Annotated in this window: 19 protein-coding genes; 14 read left to right on the forward strand and 5 right to left on the reverse strand. The window is 67.9% G+C overall.

Annotation, left to right across the window (positions count from 1 at the left end):
• Window positions 1-615: a TetR/AcrR family transcriptional regulator gene (locus HBE63_RS28760; RefSeq protein ID WP_166908369.1), complete on the reverse strand. Its 615-nt coding sequence runs from the start codon at window positions 613-615 to the stop codon at window positions 1-3.
• Between the two features lie 77 nt (window positions 616-692).
• Here HBE63_RS28760 and HBE63_RS28765 point away from each other — a divergent pair, with 77 nt between their 5' ends.
• A complete protein-coding gene (locus HBE63_RS28765) occupies window positions 693-1,592 on the forward strand; it encodes an oxygenase MpaB family protein (RefSeq protein ID WP_166908371.1) in 900 nt (299 codons plus the stop codon).
• Between the two features lie 6 nt (window positions 1,593-1,598).
• Here HBE63_RS28765 and HBE63_RS28770 read toward each other — a convergent pair whose 3' ends face one another.
• Both HBE63_RS28770 and HBE63_RS28775 read right to left on the reverse strand, forming a co-directional pair.
• The gene (locus HBE63_RS28770) at window positions 1,599-2,030 is read right to left on the reverse strand and encodes a type II toxin-antitoxin system VapC family toxin (RefSeq protein ID WP_166908372.1); all 432 of its coding nucleotides are present in this window, start codon (window positions 2,028-2,030) and stop codon (window positions 1,599-1,601) included.
• A gap of 6 nt (window positions 2,031-2,036) precedes the next feature.
• Complete coding sequence (locus HBE63_RS28775) at window positions 2,037-2,294, reverse strand: antitoxin (protein ID WP_166908374.1); 258 nt, start codon at window positions 2,292-2,294, stop codon at window positions 2,037-2,039.
• A 70-nt stretch (window positions 2,295-2,364) separates the two neighbouring features.
• Between HBE63_RS28775 and HBE63_RS28780 the strand changes: the two genes are divergently transcribed.
• The 12 genes from HBE63_RS28780 to eccE all read left to right on the forward strand — a co-directional run bounded on the left by HBE63_RS28780 (window position 2,365) and on the right by eccE (window position 17,982).
• The gene (locus HBE63_RS28780) at window positions 2,365-3,267 is read left to right on the forward strand and encodes a class I SAM-dependent methyltransferase (protein WP_243858360.1); all 903 of its coding nucleotides are present in this window, start codon (window positions 2,365-2,367) and stop codon (window positions 3,265-3,267) included.
• Window positions 3,268-3,453: 186 nt separating this feature from the next.
• Window positions 3,454-5,223, forward strand: coding sequence for a type VII secretion AAA-ATPase EccA (eccA, locus tag HBE63_RS28785; protein ID WP_166910352.1), 1,770 nt, complete (start codon window positions 3,454-3,456; stop codon window positions 5,221-5,223).
• Entirely contained in the window at window positions 5,220-6,770 is a 1,551-nt protein-coding gene (gene eccB, locus HBE63_RS28790; protein WP_166908376.1) for a type VII secretion protein EccB, read from the forward strand. Before eccA ends, eccB begins: the two co-directional genes overlap by 4 nt.
• On the forward strand, window positions 6,767-10,735 hold the full coding sequence (eccCa, locus tag HBE63_RS28795; protein ID WP_166908377.1) for a type VII secretion protein EccCa: 3,969 nt from the start codon (window positions 6,767-6,769) through the stop codon (window positions 10,733-10,735). Before eccB ends, eccCa begins: the two co-directional genes overlap by 4 nt.
• Complete coding sequence (locus tag HBE63_RS28800) at window positions 10,735-11,046, forward strand: PE family protein (protein WP_166908379.1); 312 nt, start codon at window positions 10,735-10,737, stop codon at window positions 11,044-11,046. The genes eccCa and HBE63_RS28800 overlap by 1 nt, the downstream gene beginning before the upstream one ends.
• 1 nt (window position 11,047) lies before the next feature.
• On the forward strand, window positions 11,048-12,625 hold the full coding sequence (locus HBE63_RS28805; protein ID WP_166908381.1) for a PPE family protein: 1,578 nt from the start codon (window positions 11,048-11,050) through the stop codon (window positions 12,623-12,625).
• A gap of 61 nt (window positions 12,626-12,686) precedes the next feature.
• Window positions 12,687-12,980: a type VII secretion system protein EsxG gene (gene esxG, locus HBE63_RS28810; protein WP_003880382.1), complete on the forward strand. Its 294-nt coding sequence runs from the start codon at window positions 12,687-12,689 to the stop codon at window positions 12,978-12,980.
• 29 nt (window positions 12,981-13,009) lie between these two features.
• Complete coding sequence (locus tag HBE63_RS28815; protein ID WP_003880383.1) at window positions 13,010-13,297, forward strand: WXG100 family type VII secretion target; 288 nt, start codon at window positions 13,010-13,012, stop codon at window positions 13,295-13,297.
• A gap of 33 nt (window positions 13,298-13,330) precedes the next feature.
• A complete protein-coding gene (locus HBE63_RS28820) occupies window positions 13,331-14,245 on the forward strand; it encodes an ESX secretion-associated protein EspG (RefSeq protein WP_166908382.1) in 915 nt (304 codons plus the stop codon).
• Window positions 14,246-14,247: 2 nt separating this feature from the next.
• Complete coding sequence (eccD, locus tag HBE63_RS28825; RefSeq protein ID WP_166908384.1) at window positions 14,248-15,681, forward strand: type VII secretion integral membrane protein EccD; 1,434 nt, start codon at window positions 14,248-14,250, stop codon at window positions 15,679-15,681.
• Between the two features lie 7 nt (window positions 15,682-15,688).
• Window positions 15,689-17,065, forward strand: coding sequence for a type VII secretion-associated serine protease mycosin (gene mycP / locus HBE63_RS28830; RefSeq protein WP_166908386.1), 1,377 nt, complete (start codon window positions 15,689-15,691; stop codon window positions 17,063-17,065).
• Window positions 17,062-17,982 (forward strand): type VII secretion protein EccE, encoded by a 921-nt coding sequence (eccE, locus tag HBE63_RS28835; RefSeq protein ID WP_166908387.1) that lies wholly within the window; start codon window positions 17,062-17,064, stop codon window positions 17,980-17,982. Before mycP ends, eccE begins: the two co-directional genes overlap by 4 nt.
• Here eccE and HBE63_RS28840 read toward each other — a convergent pair.
• Together HBE63_RS28840 and HBE63_RS28845 are read right to left on the reverse strand one after the other, a co-directional pair.
• Window positions 17,938-19,137, reverse strand: a complete 1,200-nt coding sequence (locus tag HBE63_RS28840) for a S9 family peptidase (RefSeq protein ID WP_166908389.1) — start codon at window positions 19,135-19,137, stop codon at window positions 17,938-17,940. The two genes, eccE and HBE63_RS28840, sit on opposite strands and share 45 nt — an antisense overlap.
• Before the next feature lie 23 nt (window positions 19,138-19,160).
• Window positions 19,161-20,039 (reverse strand): amidohydrolase family protein, encoded by an 879-nt coding sequence (locus HBE63_RS28845; protein WP_166908390.1) that lies wholly within the window; start codon window positions 20,037-20,039, stop codon window positions 19,161-19,163.
• 43 nt (window positions 20,040-20,082) lie between these two features.
• On the opposite strand from HBE63_RS28845, the gene HBE63_RS28850 reads away from it, so the two are divergent.
• Window positions 20,083-20,850: a trans-aconitate 2-methyltransferase gene (locus HBE63_RS28850; protein ID WP_166908392.1), complete on the forward strand. Its 768-nt coding sequence runs from the start codon at window positions 20,083-20,085 to the stop codon at window positions 20,848-20,850.
• The last annotated feature ends 51 nt before the right edge of the window (window positions 20,851-20,901 follow it).

Consider the following 20,901-nt stretch of genomic DNA (forward strand, 5'->3'; position numbering starts at 1 on the left):
TCAGTTTCCGGGTTGCTGCGTGCCGGCCAGTGCGTCGAGCATCGAGCGCAACTGGCCGATGAGCTGCTCCGGGGAGAGGGTGACCTCGCCGGACAGCCACGCACTGATCGTCTGTGTCACCCCGCCGACGGCGAAATGCGATGTGGCCCTGAGATAGTCGTTCGTGCGCAGCTGTAACGCATCGCCGGCGTGCTGACCGAGCAGCGCCGCGAAGAGCGCGGTGGATTCGACGCGCTTGCGGGTCAGTACGTCGTTGGACAGTTTGACGCTGAACAGCAGCCGGCCGATCCGCCGGTCCTGGGCGATCAGATGCACGATGTTGGCCATCCCGGCAGTGGTCTGGTCGGCCAGCGGAACGGCGGCGACGGCAGCCTGTGTCGAGGTCGCGATATCAGCGATCACCCAGTCGTAGACGGCGGCGATGAAGTCATCTTTGTCGGCGAAGCTCTCGTAGAAATACCGGGCGGCCAGCCCCGCGCTGCGGCACACGGCGCGCACGGTGACCTCGGCGTCTTCGGCTCCCAGCAGGTCCAGACCGGCCTCCAGCAACTGGCTGCGGCGCTGCGCCAGGCGGTCGGCGGCTTCGACGCCGCGGTAGGGGCGGACCTGCTTCACCCAGATATCTTGACACCTGTCAGTCCGGCAGGCCAGTATCAGGAAACAGAGGTTCTCAGTTTCTGGAAGGGGTGGCCATGACGGTCAGCGAACCGATCCCGCACGTCGAACGGCCGATGAACGAGTCGGCGCGTCCCGGCCCCGTACCCAAGCGCCGGCGGGGCGCCGGCTTCGACGACGGGCTGATGGGTGTGGCGCTGCTGGCCGGCCCGGCCAACGTGATCATGCAGCTGGCCAACCCCGGCGTCGGCTACGGCGTCGTCGAGAGCCGCGTCGAGAGCGGCCGCACCGACCTGCACCCGATCAAGAGGGCCAGGACCACCTTCACCTACCTGGCCGTGGCCACCCGGGGCAGCGACGCGCAGAAGGCGGCCTACCGGCGTGCGGTCAACAAGGCGCACGCGCAGGTGTACTCCACCGAGGACAGCCCGGTGAAGTACAACGCGTTCGACAAGAACCTTCAGCTGTGGGTGGCCGCGTGCCTCTACAAGGGCGGGGTCGACGTGTTCCGGATGTTCATCGGCGAATTGGACGACGAGACCGCCGACCGGCACTACCGTGACAGCGTCACGATGGGCACCACACTGCAGGTGCCCGAGGACATGTGGCCGGCCGACCGGGCCGCGTTCGACCGGTACTGGGACGAATCCCTGGAACAGCTGCACATCGACGACACCGTGCGCGGCTATCTGTATCCGATCGCCGCGGGCCGGCCCAAGAATCCGAAACTGCCCCGCTTCGTGCAGAGCCGACTCGATACCGTCGCCCTGCTGATCACCACGGGATTCCTGCCGCAGCGGTTCCGGGAGGAAATGCGGTTGCCGTGGGATGCCAAGAGCCAGAAGCGGTTCGACCGGCTGATCTCCGTGCTGCGCACGATCAACGACGCGCTGCCCTCGTTCGTGCGGCAGTTCCCCTTCAATCTCTTGCTCAAGGACCTCGACTGGCGAATCCGGACCGGGCGTCCGTTGGTTTGATGCCGGTCAGTCCAGATCCGGCCTGATATGGCGGATAGAGGTGAACCGGGCAAAGTCCCGGTCGAGGCTGACCACGGAGCAGTGGTGTTCGGTCGCAATGGCGGCCAACACGGCGTCGGGGATCAGGTCGCCCACGGCGTCGGCTTCTTCGCACAGCTCCTGCAGCAGTGTGAGATGGCGCGGTCCCGGCCCGATCTGCAGATGGTTGGGTTGCGCATCCACAGCCGTGATGAACGAGAACACATCGCTGCGGGGCGTGGGGACGTCGAAGATTCGCCTGTTGGTGGCCAATCGTAGAAACGATGCCCAGACCAAGGTCGGGACGGCGAAGGGCTCGTCCCTGTCGAGGAGGTGGTCGAACCAGCCTTTGACCGATTGGTGATCCGGATGGTCGGCGCGGTGCGCGGCGAGCATGACGTTGACATCGAGCAGGAACATAGGTGGCTACCGGAGCGAGTTGAGTTCGATGGTCTCGTCGAGAGTTTCGTGTAATGCCCGGTTCGACCGCAGGTCGATGCCCGGGCGGGGGCCACTGCCACCGGTGAACACCGGAATGTCGGGCCGCGGCGCGCGGATTTGCTCGGCTGCCAGTTCACGGCGCAGCGCGTCCTCGACAAGCGAGCCGAGTGACTGCCCCCGCTGTCGAGCGCGACGCTTGGCCGCGGCCAGCAGCTCATCGGCGATTGCGATGGTAGTGCGCATGATGTCATGCTACGTGCATCACGCGCATCACCCGGTGGAGCTGCCAGAATCGGGGCGTATCCTCGCGCCGGTGAGCACCGGACGCACAGACACAGACAACTGGGATATCACCACGAGCGTAGGTTCGACAGCGTTATTCGTCGCTGCCTCAAGGGCATTGGAGGCGCGAAAGCCTGATCCCCTCGCCATCGATCGGTATGCCGAGGCGTTCTGCCGCGCGGTTGGCGGCGAGTGGACGACCGCGGTCGAGGGCACCGACCCCGACCATCCGTTGCAGACCGAATTCGGCGAGAGCTTCGTCAACTTCCAGGGCGCCCGGACCAAGTATTTCGACGAGTACTTCACCCGGGCCATCGACGCCGGGGTCAAACAGGTTGTCCTCTTGGCGGCCGGTCTGGACTCGCGGGCCTACCGCCTGCCGTGGTCCGACGGCACCGTGATCTACGAGTTGGATCAGCCCCGCGTGCTCGAGTTCAAGCGCGAGACCATCGACCGGCTCGGCGAGGCGCCGACGGCGGAGCGGCGCGAGGTGGCGATCGACCTCCGCGAGGACTGGCCCGCGGCGCTGCGCGCGAGCGGCTTCGATCCGTCGCGGCCCTCGGCGTGGATCGCCGAGGGGCTGTTGATCTATCTGCCTGCCACAGCACAGGAACAGTTATTTGCTGGAATCGATGCGCTGGCCGCGCCGGGAAGCTTCGTCGGCATCGAGGAAGCGACGCCGATGCCGGACGAGGCATTCGAGGCCAAGCGCGCCGAAGCGGTGTCCTCCGGCGAGGAGAACGCGTTCTTCACGCTGGTGTACAACCAGCAGCACGCGCCCGCGGCGCAGTGGTTCGGCGAGCAGGGCTGGGATGCCGCTGCGACACCGCTGCATGACTGCCTGCGCCGGGCGGGACGACCCGTGCCCGCTCCAGACTCCGAAGCAGGCCTGATGACGGGAACTATCACCCTCGTGTCTGCGACCAAAAGGTGAGGCAGTTCACGACCTAGCTCGAGTACGTGCCTCTCGACACTTAAGTTATGCAATGCTAACTTCAGCAAAAGTTAGCTTAGCCATACATAAGGGAGAGATTCGGGGGCTTAGTCGCTCCCGTGCACGCATATGGGTAGTGACACGCTTGCGGCTCCGCCTCAGGGAGCGCCCCGGCTCGATCGCGATGTGATCAGCCGCTTCGCCACATGTTGTCGTGCGCTGGGCTTGACGGTGAACGACCGGCAGCGGCCGGCCGACCTCACCGCAGCCCGGTCCGGCTTTGCCGGATTGGCACACATCGCGCACGACCACTGTGACGCCTGGACCGGCCTGGCCGCCGCGGGCGACGTGTCCGGTGCGGTCATCGACGCGGTCTGGCGGACCCGGGCCAGTGCCGGTCTGCTGCAGCGCCAGATCGATCTGGCTGCCGGCGACCTGGGTTTCACCTATGACAGTGGGCTGTACCTGCAGTTCCGCGCCAGCGAGGTGGACGACTTTCAGCTGGCCTACGCCGCGCGCCGGGCTGCCGAGGGTCAGCTCGCCGAGGCCGACGCGCTGGTGGGCGAGCTGCTCGCCCGCCGGCCGGGGTGGCTGAACGCCACCTGGCTGCGGGTGGCGGTCAACCACCGCGCCCAGCGCTGGAACGACGTGGTGCGGCTGCTCACCCCGGTCGTCACCGACCCGTCGCTCGACGAGATCACCGGGCACGCCGCGCGGATCACCCTCGGCATCGCGCTGGCCCGGCTCGGCATGTTGGCACCCGCCCTGTCGTACCTGGAGGACCCGTCCGGCCCGATCGCGGTGGCCGCGCTCGACGGCGCACTGGCCAAGGCGCTGACCTTGCGTGGGCAGGGCGAGGACGAAGACGCCGGCGAGGTGCTGCAGGACCTCTTCGCCGCGCACCCGGAAAACAAGCAGGTCGAAGAGGCGCTGTCAGATCCGACCTTCGGGCTGCTCATCACCACGGCCGCCCGTATCGACGCCCGCACCGACCCGTGGGACTCGGAGACCGAACCGTCGGAGTCCGACTTCGTCGACCCGGGGGCCAAGGAGCGCAAGGCGCACCTGCTGGTCGAGGCCGAAGCCGAGCTCGCCGAGTTCATCGGCCTGGAAGAAGTGAAGTTCCAGGTGGCGCGGCTGAAGAGCTCGGTCGCCATGTCGATCCGGCGCCAGGAGCGTGGGCTGGCCGTGGCGCAACGCACCAACCACCTCGTGTTCGCCGGTCCGCCTGGAACGGGTAAGACCACCATCGCCCGCGTGGTCGCCAAGATCTATTGCGGCTTGGGGCTTCTCAAGAAGGAGACGGTCCGCGAGGTTCACCGCGCCGACCTGATCGGTCAGCACATCGGTGAGACCGAAGCCAAGACCAACGCCATCATCGACAGCGCGCTGGACGGCGTGCTGTTCCTCGACGAGGCCTACGCGCTGGTGTCCACCGGCGCCAAGAACGACTTCGGTCTGGTCGCCATCGACACCCTGCTGGCCCGCATGGAGAACGACCGTGACCGGCTCGTGGTGATCGTCGCGGGGTACCGCAAGGACCTCGACATGTTCCTGGACACCAACGAGGGTCTGCGTTCGCGCTTCACCCGCAGCATCGACTTCCCGTCGTACTCCTCGTCCGAACTCGTCGAGATCGCCGAGCGGATGGCCGAGAAGCGCGACAGCACGTTCGAGAAGGCCGCGCACGACGACATGGAGAAGCTGTTCGGTTACCTGGCCGAGGCCACCATGCCCGACGCCCAAGGTGTGCCGCGGCGCTGCCTCGACATCGCCGGTAACGGCCGCTTCGTCCGCAACCTGGTCGAGCGTTCCGAGGAGGAGCGCGAGTACCGCCTCGATCATTCCGACAACGACGACTTCACCGACGAGGAAATGATGACGATCACCGCCGGTGACGTGAACAATTCGGCCGGCCCGCTGCTGCGCGGCCTGGGTCTGACGGTGCCCGCATGACCGCGCCCGATCCGGACCGGCGCTCGTTCGCGTCCCGCACACCGAACAACGAAAACCCCGATCAGGTGTCGTACCGGCGTGGCTTTGTCACCAAGAACCAGGTGACGGGCTGGCGATTCGTCATGCGCCGCATTGCTTCTGGCGTGGCGCTGCACGACACCCGCATGTTGGTCGACCCGCTGCGTACGCAGAGCCGAGCGGTGATGACCGGTGCCCTGATCCTGGTCACGGGTCTGATCGGTTGCTTCCTGTTCTCGTTGTTCCGGCCGGGTGGGACTGCAGGTAACGATGCAGTGCTCGCCGACCGGTCGACGGCTGCCTTGTATGTCCGGGTTGGCGAGCAGCTGCACCCCGTGCTCAACCTGACCTCGGCGCGGTTGATCGCCGGCAAGGCGGACAACCCCGTCACCGTCAAGACCAGCGAGATCGACAAGTTCCCGCGCGGCAACCTGCTGGGCATCCCCGGCGCGCCGGAGCGGATGGTGCAGAGCGCCGGCACCGACGCGGATTGGACTGTGTGCGATGCGGTTTCCGGCACCAACGCCGGTGTGACGGTCATTGCAGGCACACTCGCATCGGGTGGTGAGCGTGCCCTGACGCTACCGTCGGATGCGGCCGTCCTGGTGCACAACAGCGAAGGCCCGACCCCGGGTGACTGGCTGCTGTGGGACGGAAAACGCAGCCCGATCGATCTGGCCAACCGTGCCGTCACCGATGCACTCGGCCTCGGCGGGCAGATCCCGACGCCGCGGCCCATCGCGGCCGGCCTGTTCAACGCCATCCCCGAAGCTCCGGCACTTGCGGCGCCGCACGTCGCCGACGCGGGTGCGCCGACGAACTACGAGCTGTCGACTCCTGTGCCCGTCGGTGGTGTGGTGGCGGCCTACGACGCCGACAACACCGCCCGCTACTACGCGGTGCTGAATGACGGTCTGCAGCCGGTCTCGCCGGTCCTGGCCTCAATCCTGCGGAACACCAACTCCTATGACCTGGACCAGGCTCCGCGGATCGGGCCCGACGAGGTGTCGCGGATGCCTGTCTCACGTGCCATCGACACCACCGGCTATCCGGGCGCACCGGTCAAGCTGGTCGCGTCGTCGACCGCCCCGGTGACCTGTGCCCAGTGGATCAAGCCGACGGGTGCCACCGAGAGCAAGTTGTCGGTCCTCTCGGGTGCGGCATTGCCGGTGCCGGACGGCCTGCACACCGTCGATCTGGTCGGAGCGGGCAGCAACGGCGCCGCCAACCGGGTCGCGTTGACCCCGGGCAGTGGCTACTTCGTCCAGACCGTCGGGGCCGAACCCGGCTCGCCGACCGCAGGCTCGTTGTTCTGGGTGAGTGACACCGGCGTCCGGTACGGCATCGACACCGCGGGTGACGGCAAAGTGGTTGAGGCGCTTGGCCTCACCTCGCCGGCCCTGCCCATTCCGTGGTCGATCCTGACGCAGTTCGCTGCCGGCCCGACCCTGTCCCGTGGCGACGCCCTGACCGCACATGATGCGCTGTCGTCCAACGCAAATGCTGCACGCCTGGAGGCGACCCGATGAGCCGGCTGATCTTCGAGCACCAGCGCAGGCTGGCCCCGCCGTCCACCCGCAAGGGCACCATCACGATCGAGCCGCCGCCCCAGCTGGAGCGGATGGTCCCGCCGTCGCTGCTGCGCCGGGTGCTGCCTTACCTGATCGTCATCCTGATCGTGGGCATGATCGTGGCGCTGTTCGCCACCGGCATGCGGATGATCTCGCCGACCATGCTGTTCTTCCCGTTCGTACTGCTGCTGGCCGCCACCGCGCTCTACCGCGGCGGCAACAAGATGCGCACCGAGGAGGTCGACGCCGAGCGCGCCGACTACCTGCGTTACCTGTCGGTGGTCCGCGACAACGTCCGGGCCCACGCCGCCGAGCAGCGTGCGGCGCTGGAGTGGTCGCACCCGGAGCCCGAGGCTCTGGCCACCGTTCCGGGCACCCGCCGGCAGTGGGAGCGTGACCCCCGGGACCGCGACTTCCTGGTGCTGCGCGCCGGGCTGCACGACGTGCCGCTGGATGCCGCCGTCAAGGTCAAGGACACGGCCGACGAGATCGATCTGGAACCGGTGTCGTACAGCACTCTTCGCGGTCTGCTCGACGTACAGCGGACCGTGCGCGATGCCCCGACCGGCATCGACGTCACCAAGCTCGCCCGGATCACCGTGATCGGTGAGGCCGAGGAAGTCCGCGACGCGCTGCGGGCCTGGATCGCGCAGGCCGTCGCCTGGCACGACCCGACAATGCTCGGAGTTGCCCTGGCCTCTGCCGACGTCGACTCCGATGCGTGGTCGTGGCTGAAATGGCTTCCGCACGTGGATATTCCGTCCCAGGCCGACGGTGTCGGCCCGGCTCGGTACCTGACCACCGGCGTCACCGAGCTGCGCGGACAACTCGATTCCGCCCTGGCCGGCCGGCCCGCCTTCCCCACGGAAGCGGACCAGGTCCTCAAGCATCTGCTGGTCGTCCTCGACGATCCGGAAGCCGATCCCGATGACATCGCGCGGCGGCCCGGCCTGACCGGCGTGACCGTGATCCACCGAAGCGACAAGCTGCCCAACCGCGAGCAGTACCCGGATCCCGAGCGGCCCATCCTGCGGGTCACCGAAGGCCGGATCGAGCGGTGGCAGAGCAGCGGATGGCAGCCCTACGTCGACAAGGCCGACGCGATGTCGGCCGCCGAGGCGGCTCACATCGCGCGGCGGCTGTCTCGCTGGGACTCCAATCCCGGTTACGTGCGGTCCACCGCCACCGGCGGTGCCACCTTCGGCACGCTGCTCGACATCCCGGATGCCTCGTCCCTGGACGTGGCGAGCCTGTGGGCCCCGCGCAACCGCGATGACGAGCTGCGGGTGCCGATCGGCGTCACCGCCACCGGCGAGCCGCTGTACTTCGACCTCAAGGACGAGGCCGAGGGCGGCATGGGCCCGCACGGCCTGATGATCGGTATGACGGGCTCGGGCAAGTCCCAGACCCTGATGTCGATCCTGTTGTCGCTGTTGACCACTCACTCCGCTGAGCGGCTCATCGTGATCTATGCCGACTTCAAGGGTGAGGCCGGAGCCGACATCTTCCGCAACTTCCCGCAGGTCGTCGCGGTCATCTCGAACATGGCGGAGAAGCGGTCGCTGGCCGACCGGTTCGCCGACACCCTGCGCGGTGAGGTGGCCCGCCGTGAGCAGTTGCTCAAAGAGGCCGGCCGCCGGGTTCAGGGCAGCGCCTTCAACTCGGTCACCGAGTACGAGGCCGCGATTGCCGCGGGCCATGACCTGCCGCCGATGCCGACGCTGTTCGTGGTTGCCGACGAGTTCACGCTGATGCTCGCCGAGCATCCCGAGTACGCGGACCTGTTCGATTACGTTGCGCGCAAGGGTCGCTCGTTCCGGATCCACATCCTGTTCGCGTCGCAGACTCTCGACGTCGGCCGGATCAAGGACATCGACAAGAACACGTCGTACCGGATCGGCCTGAAGGTGTCCAGCCCCAGCATCTCTCGTCAGATCATCGGGGTCGAGGACGCCTATCACATCGAATCGGGTCGCGAGCACAAAGGCGAGGGCTTCCTGGTGCCCGCGCCGGGTGCGGTGCCGGTCAAGTTCCGCAGCACCTATGTCGACGGCATCTACGACCCGCCGCGGGCCGAGAAGTCGATCGTGGTGCGGGCACTGCCACAGCCGCAGGTGTTCACGGCTTCCCGGGTCGAGCCCGAGCCTGACACTGTCATCGTCAGCAACGAGCCAGAGTTCGACGCCGCACCGCCGCGCAAGCTGATCGCCACCATCGGTGACCAGTTGGCCACCTACGGTCCGCAGGCACCGAAGTTGTGGCTGCCGCCGCTGGACGGCGCGATAGCCCTGGACGACGTGTTGGCCCGCACCGAGATCGAGCCCGGTCAACTGCGTTGGCCGCTGGGCGAGATCGACAAGCCGTTCGAGATGCGCCGCGACGCATTGGTGTTCGACGCCAACTCGTCGGCAGCCAACGTGCTGATCCACGGTGGCCCGCGCTCGGGCAAGTCGACCGCACTGCAGACCTTCGTTCTGTCGGCTGCGGCGCTGCACTCGCCGAGCGAGGTGAGCTTCTACTGCCTGGATTACGGCGGCGGGCAGCTGGCCGGCCTGGCGGATCTGGCGCACGTCGGCAGTGTGGCCACGCCGCTGGAGCCCGAGCGCATCCGCCGTACCTTCGGTGAGCTCGAGCAGCTGCTGCGGGCGCGCCAACAGCAGGGCGCGGTGAGCCGTCAGCGCGGTGGTTATTCCGATGGCTACGGCAACGTATTTTTGGTCGTCGACAACCTGTACGCGTTCAGCCGCGACAACACCGACACGTTCAACACACGTAATCCGTTGCTGGCCAAGGTGACCGAGCTGGCCAACACCGGGTTGGCCTACGGCATCCACGTCGTGATCACCACCCCGAACTGGCTCGAAGTGCCGCTGGCGATGCGTGACGGCCTGGGCCTGCGCCTGGAGCTCAAGCTGCACGACAGCCACGACAGCATCGTGCGGGTGGTGGGTGCGCTGCGCCGTCCGGCCGAGTCGGTGCCGGCCGATCAGCCGGGCCGCGGCCTGACCATGGCCGCCGAGCACTTCCTGTTCGCCGAGCCGGAACTGAGCGACATCGCCGTCATCAACTCCCGCTACCCGGGTCAGAGCGCACCGCCGGTGCGGTTGCTGCCCACCGCGTTGGCCCCCGCCGCGCTGGCGCCGCTATACCCGGCCCCGGAGCGGGTGGTCATCGGGCAGCGCGAAGAGGACCTGGCGTCGGTGGTGCTCGACTTCAAGGACAACCCGCTGCTGGCGGTGTTCGGCGATACGAAGTCGGGGAAGACCACGCTGCTGCGTCACATCATCCGGACAATCCGGGAGAACTCCCGGCCGGACGAGGTGGCCTTCACCGTCGTCGACCGACGGCTGCATCTGGTGGAGGAGCCGTTGTTCCCGGACAACGAGTACACCGCCAACATCGACCGCGTGCTGCCCGCGATGCTGGGTCTGTCGGCACTCATCGAGAAGCGCCGTCCGCCGGCCGGTTTGAGCCCGCAGGAACTCAGCGCGTGGAATCAGCGGACGGGACCCGACGGCCACATCCACTACCTGATCATCGACGACGTCGACCAGATCCCCGACGGCCCCGCGGTCAGCGGTCCGTTCGCCGGGCAACGCCCGTGGACGAACATCGTCGGATTGTTGGCCGAGGCGACCGATCTGGGTCTGCGCGTCATCGTGACGGCCCGGGCGACTGGATCGGCGCACGCCGTGATGACGGCACCGCTGCTCCGTCGCCTCAATGATCTGCAGGCGACCACGCTGATGCTGTCGGGCAATCCGGCCGACAGCGGCAAGCTCCGCGGTCATCGGTTCGCCCGGTTCCCCGCGGGACGCGGCATGTTGCTCGGCGGCGGCGACGCGCCCGAGTTCGTCCAGCTCGTCAACCCACTCATCGATGACACGGCACTTTCCGTGAACAACGGGAGAAAGGAATTCTGATGACATTGCGAGTAGTCCCAGAAGGATTGACCGCGGCCAGCGCGGCCGTGGAGGCGCTCACCGCGCGCCTGGCCGCGGCTCACGCTGCGGCCGCCCCCCTCGTCTCGGCGGTGATCCCGCCGGCGGCCGACGCGGTGTCGCTGCAGACTGCGACGGGGTTCAGCGTCCACGGTGCCCAGCACTCGGCGCTGGCGGCTCAGGGTGTGGAGGAGCTCGGACGCTCGGGCGTCGGCGTCGGCGAGTCCGGTGCCAGCTACATCACCGGTGACGCGATGGCGGCTTCGTCCTACCTGACTGCGCGCGGCATCTGAGATGACTGCCCCCATTTGGATGGCCCTACCACCCGAGGTGCACTCGACGCTGCTTGCCAGTGGTCCAGGCGCCGGGTCGTTGCTGGCCGCCGCGGGGGCCTGGCAGTCGCTGAGCACCGAATATGCCTCGGCGGCAGCAGAACTCACCAGCGTGCTCGGTGCAGTGCAGGCCGGGTCCTGGGAGGGGCCGAGCTCGGAGCAGTACATCGCCGCGCACGGGCCCTACCTGACCTGGCTGGCGCAGCAGAGCGCGAACAGCGCTGCGGTGGCCGTGCAGCACGAGACCGCGGCCGCGGCGTACACCACGGCGGTGGCGGCCATGCCAACCATGCCCGAGCTGGCCGTCAACCATGTGGTGCACGGTGTCTTGTTGGCGACGAACTTCTTCGGCATCAACATGATTCCAATCGCGGTCAACGAGGCCGATTACGTCCGGATGTGGATCCAGGCGGCCACCACCATGGCCACCTACCAGGCCGTCTCCGGGGCTGCGGTGATGGCGGCTCCGAGCAGCATGCCTTCGCCGATGCTGCTCAAGCCGGGGGCGGGGGAGGCCGGCGCCGCCTCGGCCAACGCGCAGCAGATGATGGCGCAGGGCACTGCGACGGATTCGGGTTCGGCGCTGACCAACGCCGACGCGACCGCCACCAACGAGTACCCGAACCTGCCGCAGTGGCTGGTGGACTACCTCGGCAATGACTCGATGATCGGCGGCAAAGAGCTGCTGACGTTCCTCAACGATCCGCTCGGAACGATCCAGCAGATGCTTACGGACCTGATGACCAACCCGGCGGGCTTTCTGACCACCTGGGGTCCATTCTTGGCCGGTGTGCTCTATCAGTTGATCCTTCAGCCGGTGGGTTGGGGAACGTGGATCGGCGTTGCGCTGACGCCGTTCCTGGCCCCGCTGCTCGGCATGGGCCTTGCCGCACTGGGATTCCTCGGTCTGCTGCCCACCGACGACGTTGCGCCGGGCGATGTTCCGGCCGACGGGGATGCTCCGGTGGCACCGGCGCGGGGCGATCAGGGGCTGCCCATGGCAGGCCTGTCCCCGGCCGGTATCGGTGGTGGCGCCGCGGCCGCTCCTGCTCCGGGCGCTGCGCCCGCCTCGGCGGGGGTTGCCGCGCCGGCCCCAGTCGCCGCCGCGGCGTTCGCGCCCTATGCGGTGATGGGCAGCGACCCCGACGAGGGTTTCAGCCCGACGGTGGGCGGCAAGTCCAGTGCACACGCACCGGCCGCCGGCATTCCTGCGGCGGCCTCGGGGGTTGCCGCGTCGCTCGCGGCACGGCGCAAGCGTCGTCGGAAGCGTGGTGCGGCACTGGAAGACCACGCCTATGCCGACGCCTACATGGATTACGAGCAGCCCGACCCAGACCCCGCGCCGCCGTCTGAGCCACGGGTGCGGGCATCCGAAAGTGGTGCCGACGCCATGGGATTCACCGGAACCGGGACCAAATCCGATTCCACCGCGGCCGGGCTGACCACGCTGGCCGGCGAGAGCTACGACGAAAGTCCCGCCTCGCCGATGCTGCCCGGTTCCTGGGAACCCGGCGATTCGCAAGGGGGTACCCCCAGCTGACCAGATCATCTTCACGACGTTCGACGCACCGCCAAATGTCTACGATCCGAAAGGAAAATCCATGAGTCTGTTGGATGCTCACATCCCCCAGCTGATCGCTTCCGAGGCCGCCTTCGGCGCCAAGGCCGCACTGATGCGCAGCACCATCGCGCAGGCCGAGCAGGCCGCCATGTCGTCCCAGGCCTTCCACATGGGCGAGGCCTCGGCCGCGTTCCAGGCCGCACACGCCCGATTCGTCGAGGTGTCGGCAAAGGTCAACGGGCTGCTGGACATCGCGCAGCTCAACCTCGGTGACGCCGCGGGCACCTACGTCGCCCAGGACGCCGCCGCTGCCAGCACCTACACCTCGGTCTAACCGAATCACCCCCGGATACAGGAGTTTTCATGTCTCAGATCATGTACAACTACCCGGCCATGCTGGCTCACGCCGGTGAGATGAACACTTACTCGGCTGCCCTGCACGCCGTCGGTGCCGACATCGCCAGTGAGCAGGCCGCGCTGAGCAGTGCCTGGCAAGGTGACACCGGTATGACCTACCAGGCCTGGCAGGCCCAGTGGAACCAGGCCATGGAAGAGCTGACCCGGGCCTACCGTGCCATGGCGTCCACTCACGAGATGAACACCATGTCGATGAGCGCGCGCGACGCCGCTGAAGGCGCCAAGTGGGGCTGATGCCGGTGGCTTTCTGGAGCCGGAGGCTCCGCATTGAACACCGGAGCTAACGCCGTCGAGCTCACCACCGATCAGGCCTGGTACCTCGCCGAGGTACTCGGCGCCGGGGCGTACCCGTGGGTGCTGGCCATCACGCCTCCCTACAGCGAACCGGCACAGCAGCCCGGCTTTGCCGCCGAACAGGCCGCTGAACTGACCCGGATGGGCGTGCTCGACGCCGGTGGTGGAGTCAATCCGCGGGTGGCGCAATGGGTTCGGCTGGCCTGCCGACCGACCCAATGGCTGGACCTGCGGTTTGTCTCCGGGCCGGGGGATCTCCTGCGCGGCATTGTGGCCCGTAGAGACGGTCGCACGGTTGTGGTCTTGCGAAACGCGCAGTTGGTGACGTTCACCGAAATGGACATCACCCACCCGCACGGCCTGGGTCCGGTGCTCACGGCTGGGCTGTCGCAGCGCAGGCCGGCGCGGTTCGACGAGTTCGCGTTGCCGGCCGCGGCCGGCGCCCGTGCCGACGAGCAGATCCGCAACGGCAGCCCGCTGACCGAAGTGCTGGGATTCCTCGGAGTCCCGGCCTCGGCCCGCCCGATCGTGGAGGCGGTGTTCGACGGACGGCGGACGTACGTCGAGATCGTGGCCGGCGAGCACCGCGACGGCCACCGGGTCACCACCCAGGTGGGGGTCAGCATCATCGACACCCCCGGGGGCCGGATTCTGGTCTCCCCGTCGAAAGCCTTCGACGGGGAGTGGATTTCGACCTTCACGGCGGGAACTGCCGACGCGATCGCGATGGCGATCGAACGGCTCACCGCCTCCCTGCCGAGCGGCTCGTGGTTCCCCGACCAACCGCTCATCCGCGACTTCGACAGCGAAGTCGTCAACAACGATTTATCCAATCGCGATGTATCCCATCGAGATTCGCGCTCCATGAGAAGAACCCAGAAAGCATAGGAATGTCCGACAACACTGTGATGCCGATCGTCCGGGTGGCCGTGCTGGCCGCTGGAGACGACGGTGGCCGGCTGACCGAGATGGCCCTGCCGTCCGAGCTGCCGCTGCGCGAGATTCTGCCCGCGGTCCAGCGCATCGTGCTGCCCCCCAACGCCGGGGGCGACCGTGCCGGTAGCGGCGACAACGGCGCCGACGACCCGGTGCGGCTCAGCCTGGCCCCGGTGGGCGGTGCGCCCTACAGCCTGGACGCCACGCTCGACACCGTCGGTGTGGTGGACGGGGATCTGCTTGCGCTGCAGGCCGTTCCTGCCGGCCCGGCTGCCCCGCGCATCGTCGAGGACATCGCCGACGCGGCCGTGATCTTCTCGGCTTCCCGCCGCCGCCCTTGGGGCGCCGCGCACATCGCGCGGGGCGCGGCACTGGCCCTGATCGGGCTGATCCTGGTGGGCACCGGCCTGGCCGTCGCCCACCGCGTGCTGACTGGTGAGCTGCTCGGGCTGTTCGTGGTCGGCGGTATCGCCATCGCCACCGTGCTCGCCGCGCTGTCGACCCGGGGCCGGTCGGGGGCTCTGGCCACCGCGTTGGCTGTCACCGCACTCGTCCCCGTCGCCGCGGCATTCGCACTCGGTGTGCCAGGCGATTTCGGTGCGGCCAGCATCCTGCTCGCCGCGGCCGGAGTGGCCGCATGGTCGTTGATCAGCATGGCCAGCTCGCCCGACGATCGGGGCATCGCGGTGTTCACCGCGACCACGGTGGCCGGAGTCGGGGTGTTGTTGGTGGCCGGTGCGGCCTCGCTGTGGGAGATCAACTCGACCGTGATCGGGTGTGCCCTGATCCTGATCGCCCTGGTGGTCACCGTGCAGGCCGCGCAACTGTCCGCGATGTGGGCCCGCTTCCCGCTGCCGGTCATTCCGGCGCCGGGTGATCCGTCTCCGTCGGCACATCCGCTTTCGGTGCTGGCCGACCTGCCGCGCCGGGTCCGGGTGAGCCAGTCGCATCAGACCGGCGTGATCGCCGCGGGTGTGCTGCTCGGTGTCGCCGGATCGGTGGCCCTGGTCGCTTCGCCGACCGCCTCGCCGTGGGCTTGGTATGTCGTGGTCGCTGCCGCGCTCGGCGCCGTCCTGCGGGCTCGCGTGTGGGACTCGGCTTCCTGCAAGGCCTGGCTGTTGGGGCATCCGTACCTGCTGTCCGTTGTCCTGTTGGCAGCCTTCGCGATTGACGGCCGGTACCAGGCCGCCTGGTTGGCGCTGGCGGTGCTCGCGGTGCTCGTCGTGGTGTGGGTTTTCGCCGCACTGAATCCGCGGGCGGCGTCGCCGGACACCTACTCGCTGCCGATGCGGCGCCTGGTGGGCTTCCTGGCGACCGGGCTCGACGCTTCGCTGATTCCGGTGATGGCCTTCCTCATCGGGCTGTTCAGCCTCGTTCTCGACAGGTGATGAATCGGTGATCCACAAAACCCTGGGTGTTCTGGCCACAGCCGGTCTGGTGCTGTTGGTCGGCTCCCCGTCGGCGGGTGCGGTCAGCCCGCCCGAGGTCGACCCGCAGATCGCCCCACCGGCCGGCAGCGCCGGCCCGGTGGAAGCGATGGCGCAGCGTTCGGCATGCGTCACCACCGAGGCGAGGCCGGGTACCGATCCCGGAGCAGTCAACCCGAATCAGCTCGCGCTCAACCTGTCCGGTGCGTGGAAGCAGAGCCGCGGACAGGGCCAGACCGTCGCCGTCATCGACACCGGGGTACAGCCAGGACCACGGTTGCCCCCCGTCGAGGGCGGTGGAGACTTCATCGAATCCACTGACGGCCTGACCGACTGTGACGGCCATGGCACCGCGGTCGCCGGGCTCATCGCCGGCCAACCCGGAGCCGACGGATTTTCTGGGGTGGCGCCGGAAGCCCGGTTGATCTCGATCCGGCAGAACTCACCGCGATTCGCCCCGCGCACTCCGAGCGCCGATGCCGCTCAGACCCGCGCCGCAGCGGATGTGGCCAGTCTGGCCCGGGCCGTGGTGCGCGCCGCCGACATGGGTGCGCGCGTCATCAACATCTCGGTGGTGACGTGCCTGCCCGCCGACAAACAGATCGACCAGACCGAACTCGGTGCGGCACTGCGTTATGCGGCGCTCGAGAAGGACGCGGTCATCATCGCGGCCGCGGGCAACACCCAGGGCGGGGTCACCACCGGGTCCGCGTGCGGGTCCAATCCGCTGTCCGGAACTCCGAACGATCCGCGCAACTGGGCCGGCGTTTCCTCGGTGTCGATCCCGTCGTGGTGGCAGCCCTACGTGTTGTCGGTCGGCGCACTCAACGCCACCGGCCAGCCGTCGGGATTCACCATGGCCGGACCCTGGGTGGGGATCTCGGCGCCGGGCGAGAACATCTCCTCGGTGAGCAACGCACCCGGCGGAGGGTTGGCCAATGCGCTGCCCACCGACCAGGGCAAGCTGATTCCGCTCAGCGGCACCAGCTACGCCACGGCCTACGTGTCCGGCGTTGCGGCCTTGGTGCGCAGCAAGTTTCCCGATCTGAACGCACGCCAGGTGATGCACCGGTTGACCACGACGGCCCAGGGCGCCGCCCGCTCGCCGTCGAACGTCATCGGCGCCGGCGGTGTCGATCCGGTGGCCGCACTCACCTGGGATGTCGCCGACATGCCGCTGGACGGACCGGTGGCTCCCGCAGGCAAACCCATTGCCGCACCACCAGAACCAGCTCCGCGTGACAACACCGGCCGAATCGTCGCCTTCGCCGGCACCGGAGCACTTGCGCTGGCGGCCATCGCCGTCGCCTTCGCCGCATACCGACGGAAGGACCCCACCACATGACCGCCCGACTCGCGCTGGCGTCGCTGTTCATCGTCGCAGCCGTCCTGGCCCGGCCATGGCAGACCAACACCGAACGGTGGGTGCTCGGAGTCTCCGTGGCGGCAGTGGTGCTGTTGCTGGCCTGGTGGGGCGGGTTGTTCCTGACCACCAGGCTCGCCCGGCACCTGGGGATGTGGCGTCGCAACCACTCCAAGAACGACGCGGCCGAGCAGTCGGACGCGGAGACCGTCACGCTGCGCGTCGATCCCGCGGACCCGGCCCAGTTGCCGGTGGTGGTCAGCTACCTGGACCGCTACGGCATCCGCTGCGACAAGGTCAGGATCACCCACCGCGACGCCGGCGGCGCCCGCCGCAGCTGGATCAGCCTGACCGTGGCAGCTGTGGACAATCTCGATGCGCTCCGCGCTCGTTCGTCGCGAATCCCGTTGCGGGACACCACCGAGATCGTCGGGCGCCGGCTCGCCGATCACCTGCGTGAGCAGGGCTGGACGGTCACGCTCGTCGGCGGGGTGGATTCCCCGCTGCCCGACCCGGGCAAGGAAACCTGGCGCGGGGTGAAGGACGATTCGGGATTCGTTGCGGCCTACCGCGTCAGCGTCGGCGACAAGCTGGACGCCGTGCTGGCCGGGATCGGCGCGCTGCCGGCCCAGGAGACCTGGACGGCCCTGGAGTTCACCGGATCTCCCACCCAACCGCAGCTGACTGTGGGGGCGGCGATCCGCACCGAGGACCGGCCCGCACGCAAGGCGCCCCTGGCAGGCCTGAAACCGGCAGGCGGCCGGCACCGTCCGGCGTTGGCGGCGCTCAACCCGTTGTCCGCTGACCGTCTGGACGGCACTCCCGCCGAGCCGCCGCAGGCGCTGCTGCACCGGTCAGTCGAACATGAAATCCCGCAGGAAGCGGGTCATCCGGCGTAGGTAGTCCGGCTGGCTCACATGCATCAGGTGGTTGCCGGGGAACCAGTGGAACGCACAGCGATCCCAGTGTTCCCACAGCGTTTCGGCCTGCTGCGGTGGAGCCAGCCGGTCGCCGAGGCCGGCGATGATCATTCGTCGCTCCTTCGGCACCAGCGGTCGGTAGTTCAGCGGTGAGGCATACCGCGCTGCCGCTGCGGTCAACGCAGGATCGGTTCTGGCCACCCGGCGCTGCAGGGCCACCAGCTTGTTGGCCGGGAACCACTCGTCGACCGTGCGATCCGGCGTCACCACAGGAACATTCGGGACCACGGCCTGAATCCGGTCGTCCACACTGGCCAGCAGGGCCGAGGTGAACCCACCCAGCGAGATACCGGTCAGGGCGATCCGGTCGACACCGGTGTACTCCAGATAGTCGATCACCGAACGGAAGTCGTGCACGGCCTGGGCCATGGCCTCAGAGAAGCCGGCGAACCCGTGGGAGAAGTATCCGTAGCCGCTGAACGGTGAGAACCGTTCAGCGCGTTGACCGTGAAACGGCAGGGTGTACAACAGCACGTCGTAGCCGGAGCGGTAGAACCACGGCAACGACAGGAACAGGCCGTTGGCCAGATACGGCGATCCCATGAAACCGTGGATCACACACAGAGTGGGGTGCGGTCCGTCGTCGTGGCGCCAGTGTTGGGCCCGCACCACGTTGTTGCGGGTGAACCCGTCACACATTTCGCGCAGTGCCGGATTGATCGCGGTGAAGCTGCTGTCGAACCGGACGTTCTCCACCCGGCCGTGGGCGATCATCTCGGCCACCGGATTCGCCTGGCGGGTGGATACCCGGGGCGGCCGGGTGGGCGCCGGAAATGACACCGCGGGATCCTGTGCGGCCGCCAGATCCGCGTAGAACCGCATGTGGTCGTGCTCGGCCCGCGACGCGGAAGGGTGCAACATCGACGCCAGCGTGGTCGGCACCATCGACGTGGCCACGATCGAGGCGACGCCCGTGCGCAACGCGATGTCGGCGATCGCGGAGGTGTCGACGATGGCCCGCTGCTTCAGCGTCAGGTCGGAGCGGCGTGGCAGGCCGCACGCACCGGCTTCACCGCCGGGAACGTCGGGAACAGGGATCGGGGGTTCGACCGGATCTGCGCTGGACGGCTCCACGCTTCCCGATGCTAGCCAACTGCTCAGCTCAGTCCGAACAACTTCGCGGCGTTGTCGTGTAGGACATTGCGGCGCCAGGCGTCGTCGACGCCCGGCAGGTCGATCAGGTGGTGGATGGCCTCGGCGTAGCCGTAGGGGATGTTCGGGAAGTCGCTGCCGAACAGGATGTGCTCACCGAGTCCTATCAGCCGGTCTGTCTCCGAGGTGGGAAACGGCATCGTCTCCTCGACGAACGGGGTGAACGCCATCGTCGTGTCCAGCCTCACCTGCTCGAACTGCTCGGCGAGATCCAGGAAGGCGGAGTACTCGGGCATCCCCATATGCGCGACGATCAGCACCAGTCGCGGATAGCGGCCCAACAGCTTGGCAATCGGGTCCGGGCCGGTGAACTGGCCGGGAAGCGGGCCGGAACCGCAGTGGATGATCACCGGGACGCCGGCGTCCTCGATCAGCCCCCAGACCTCGTCGAGCAGGGGATCGTTCGGGTCGTAGTTGCCCACCTGGATGTGCGCCTTGAACACCTGGGTACCTGCGGTGATGGCATCCGCGACGTACTTGGGGGCCTCGGGTTCCGGGAAGAACGTGGCGGTGTGCAGGCAGTCCGGGGTGTCCTCGGCGAAGCCGACCGCCCACTGGTTGAGCCAGACGGCCATCTCTGGCTTGTGCGCGTAGATCAGTGAGGAGAACCTCCGGACGCCGAACTCCCGCAGCGTGGCGACCCGCTCGGCCTCGCCCGCACGGTAGGTGATGGGCCAAGCCCGGCCGATCATCGGGCCCTGGCTGTCGAAGTACTGCCACACCTTGTCCATGACGTTCTTGGGCATGAAGTGCGTGTGCACGTCGACGATGCCGGGAAGACCCAGCTCCGTCCAGATCTTCCGCACCTTCTCCGATTCATCCATCGCGTCCGACGATATCGACCTTGGTTCCGGGCATGATCGGGGCATGTGGAATCCGGACACCTACCTCGCCTTCGCCGACCATCGGGGCCGGCCGTTCTACGACCTGCTCACGCGAGTCGCTGCGGAGGCGCCACGTCGGGTGGTCGACCTGGGTTGCGGGCCGGGCAACCTCACCGAGACGCTCGCGCAGCCCTGGCCGGGAGCGACGCTGGAGGCCTGGGACAGCTCCCCGGAAATGGTCGCGGCAGCGCAGGCCCGCGGGCTCGAAGCACACGTTGGGGCGATCGAGGAGTGGACGCCGCAACCCGACACCGATGTGGTGATCACCAACGCAGCACTGCAGTGGGTGCCCACCCATCGCGAACTCGTGGTGCGCTGGTCCGGGCAGTTGGCGCCGGGATCCTGGATCGCCTTCCAGGTACCGGGCAATTTCGATGCCCCGTCCCATCATGCGGTGCGGGAACTGGCCCGTCGTGAACCGTTCATCGAGCCGCTGCGCGACATGCCGTGGCGCGATGTCGGCCAGGTGGACACGCCCGTCGAATACGCCGGGCTGCTGACTGATGCGGGGTGTGCGGTGGACGCCTGGGAGACCACTTACGTGCACCAATTGACCGGTGAGACACCGGTTCTGGACTGGATCACCGGGACGGCTCTGACACAGGTCAAGGGTCGGCTGAGCGAAGAGATGTGGGAGCAATACCGCCAGGCCATCATCCCGATGCTGGCCGAGGCCTACCCTCGGCGCGCCGACGGCATCACGTTTTTCCCGTTCCGTCGGGTGTTCGTGGTGGCGCAAGTCGCGCGGTAGGCATTACCTACGACGTAATCGATTTCCCCACCGCACTCCGTGACGATGAGG

Origin of the sequence: Mycobacterium sp. DL440, assembly GCF_011745145.1 — a bacterium.
Lineage (GTDB): Bacteria > Actinomycetota > Actinomycetes > Mycobacteriales > Mycobacteriaceae > Mycobacterium.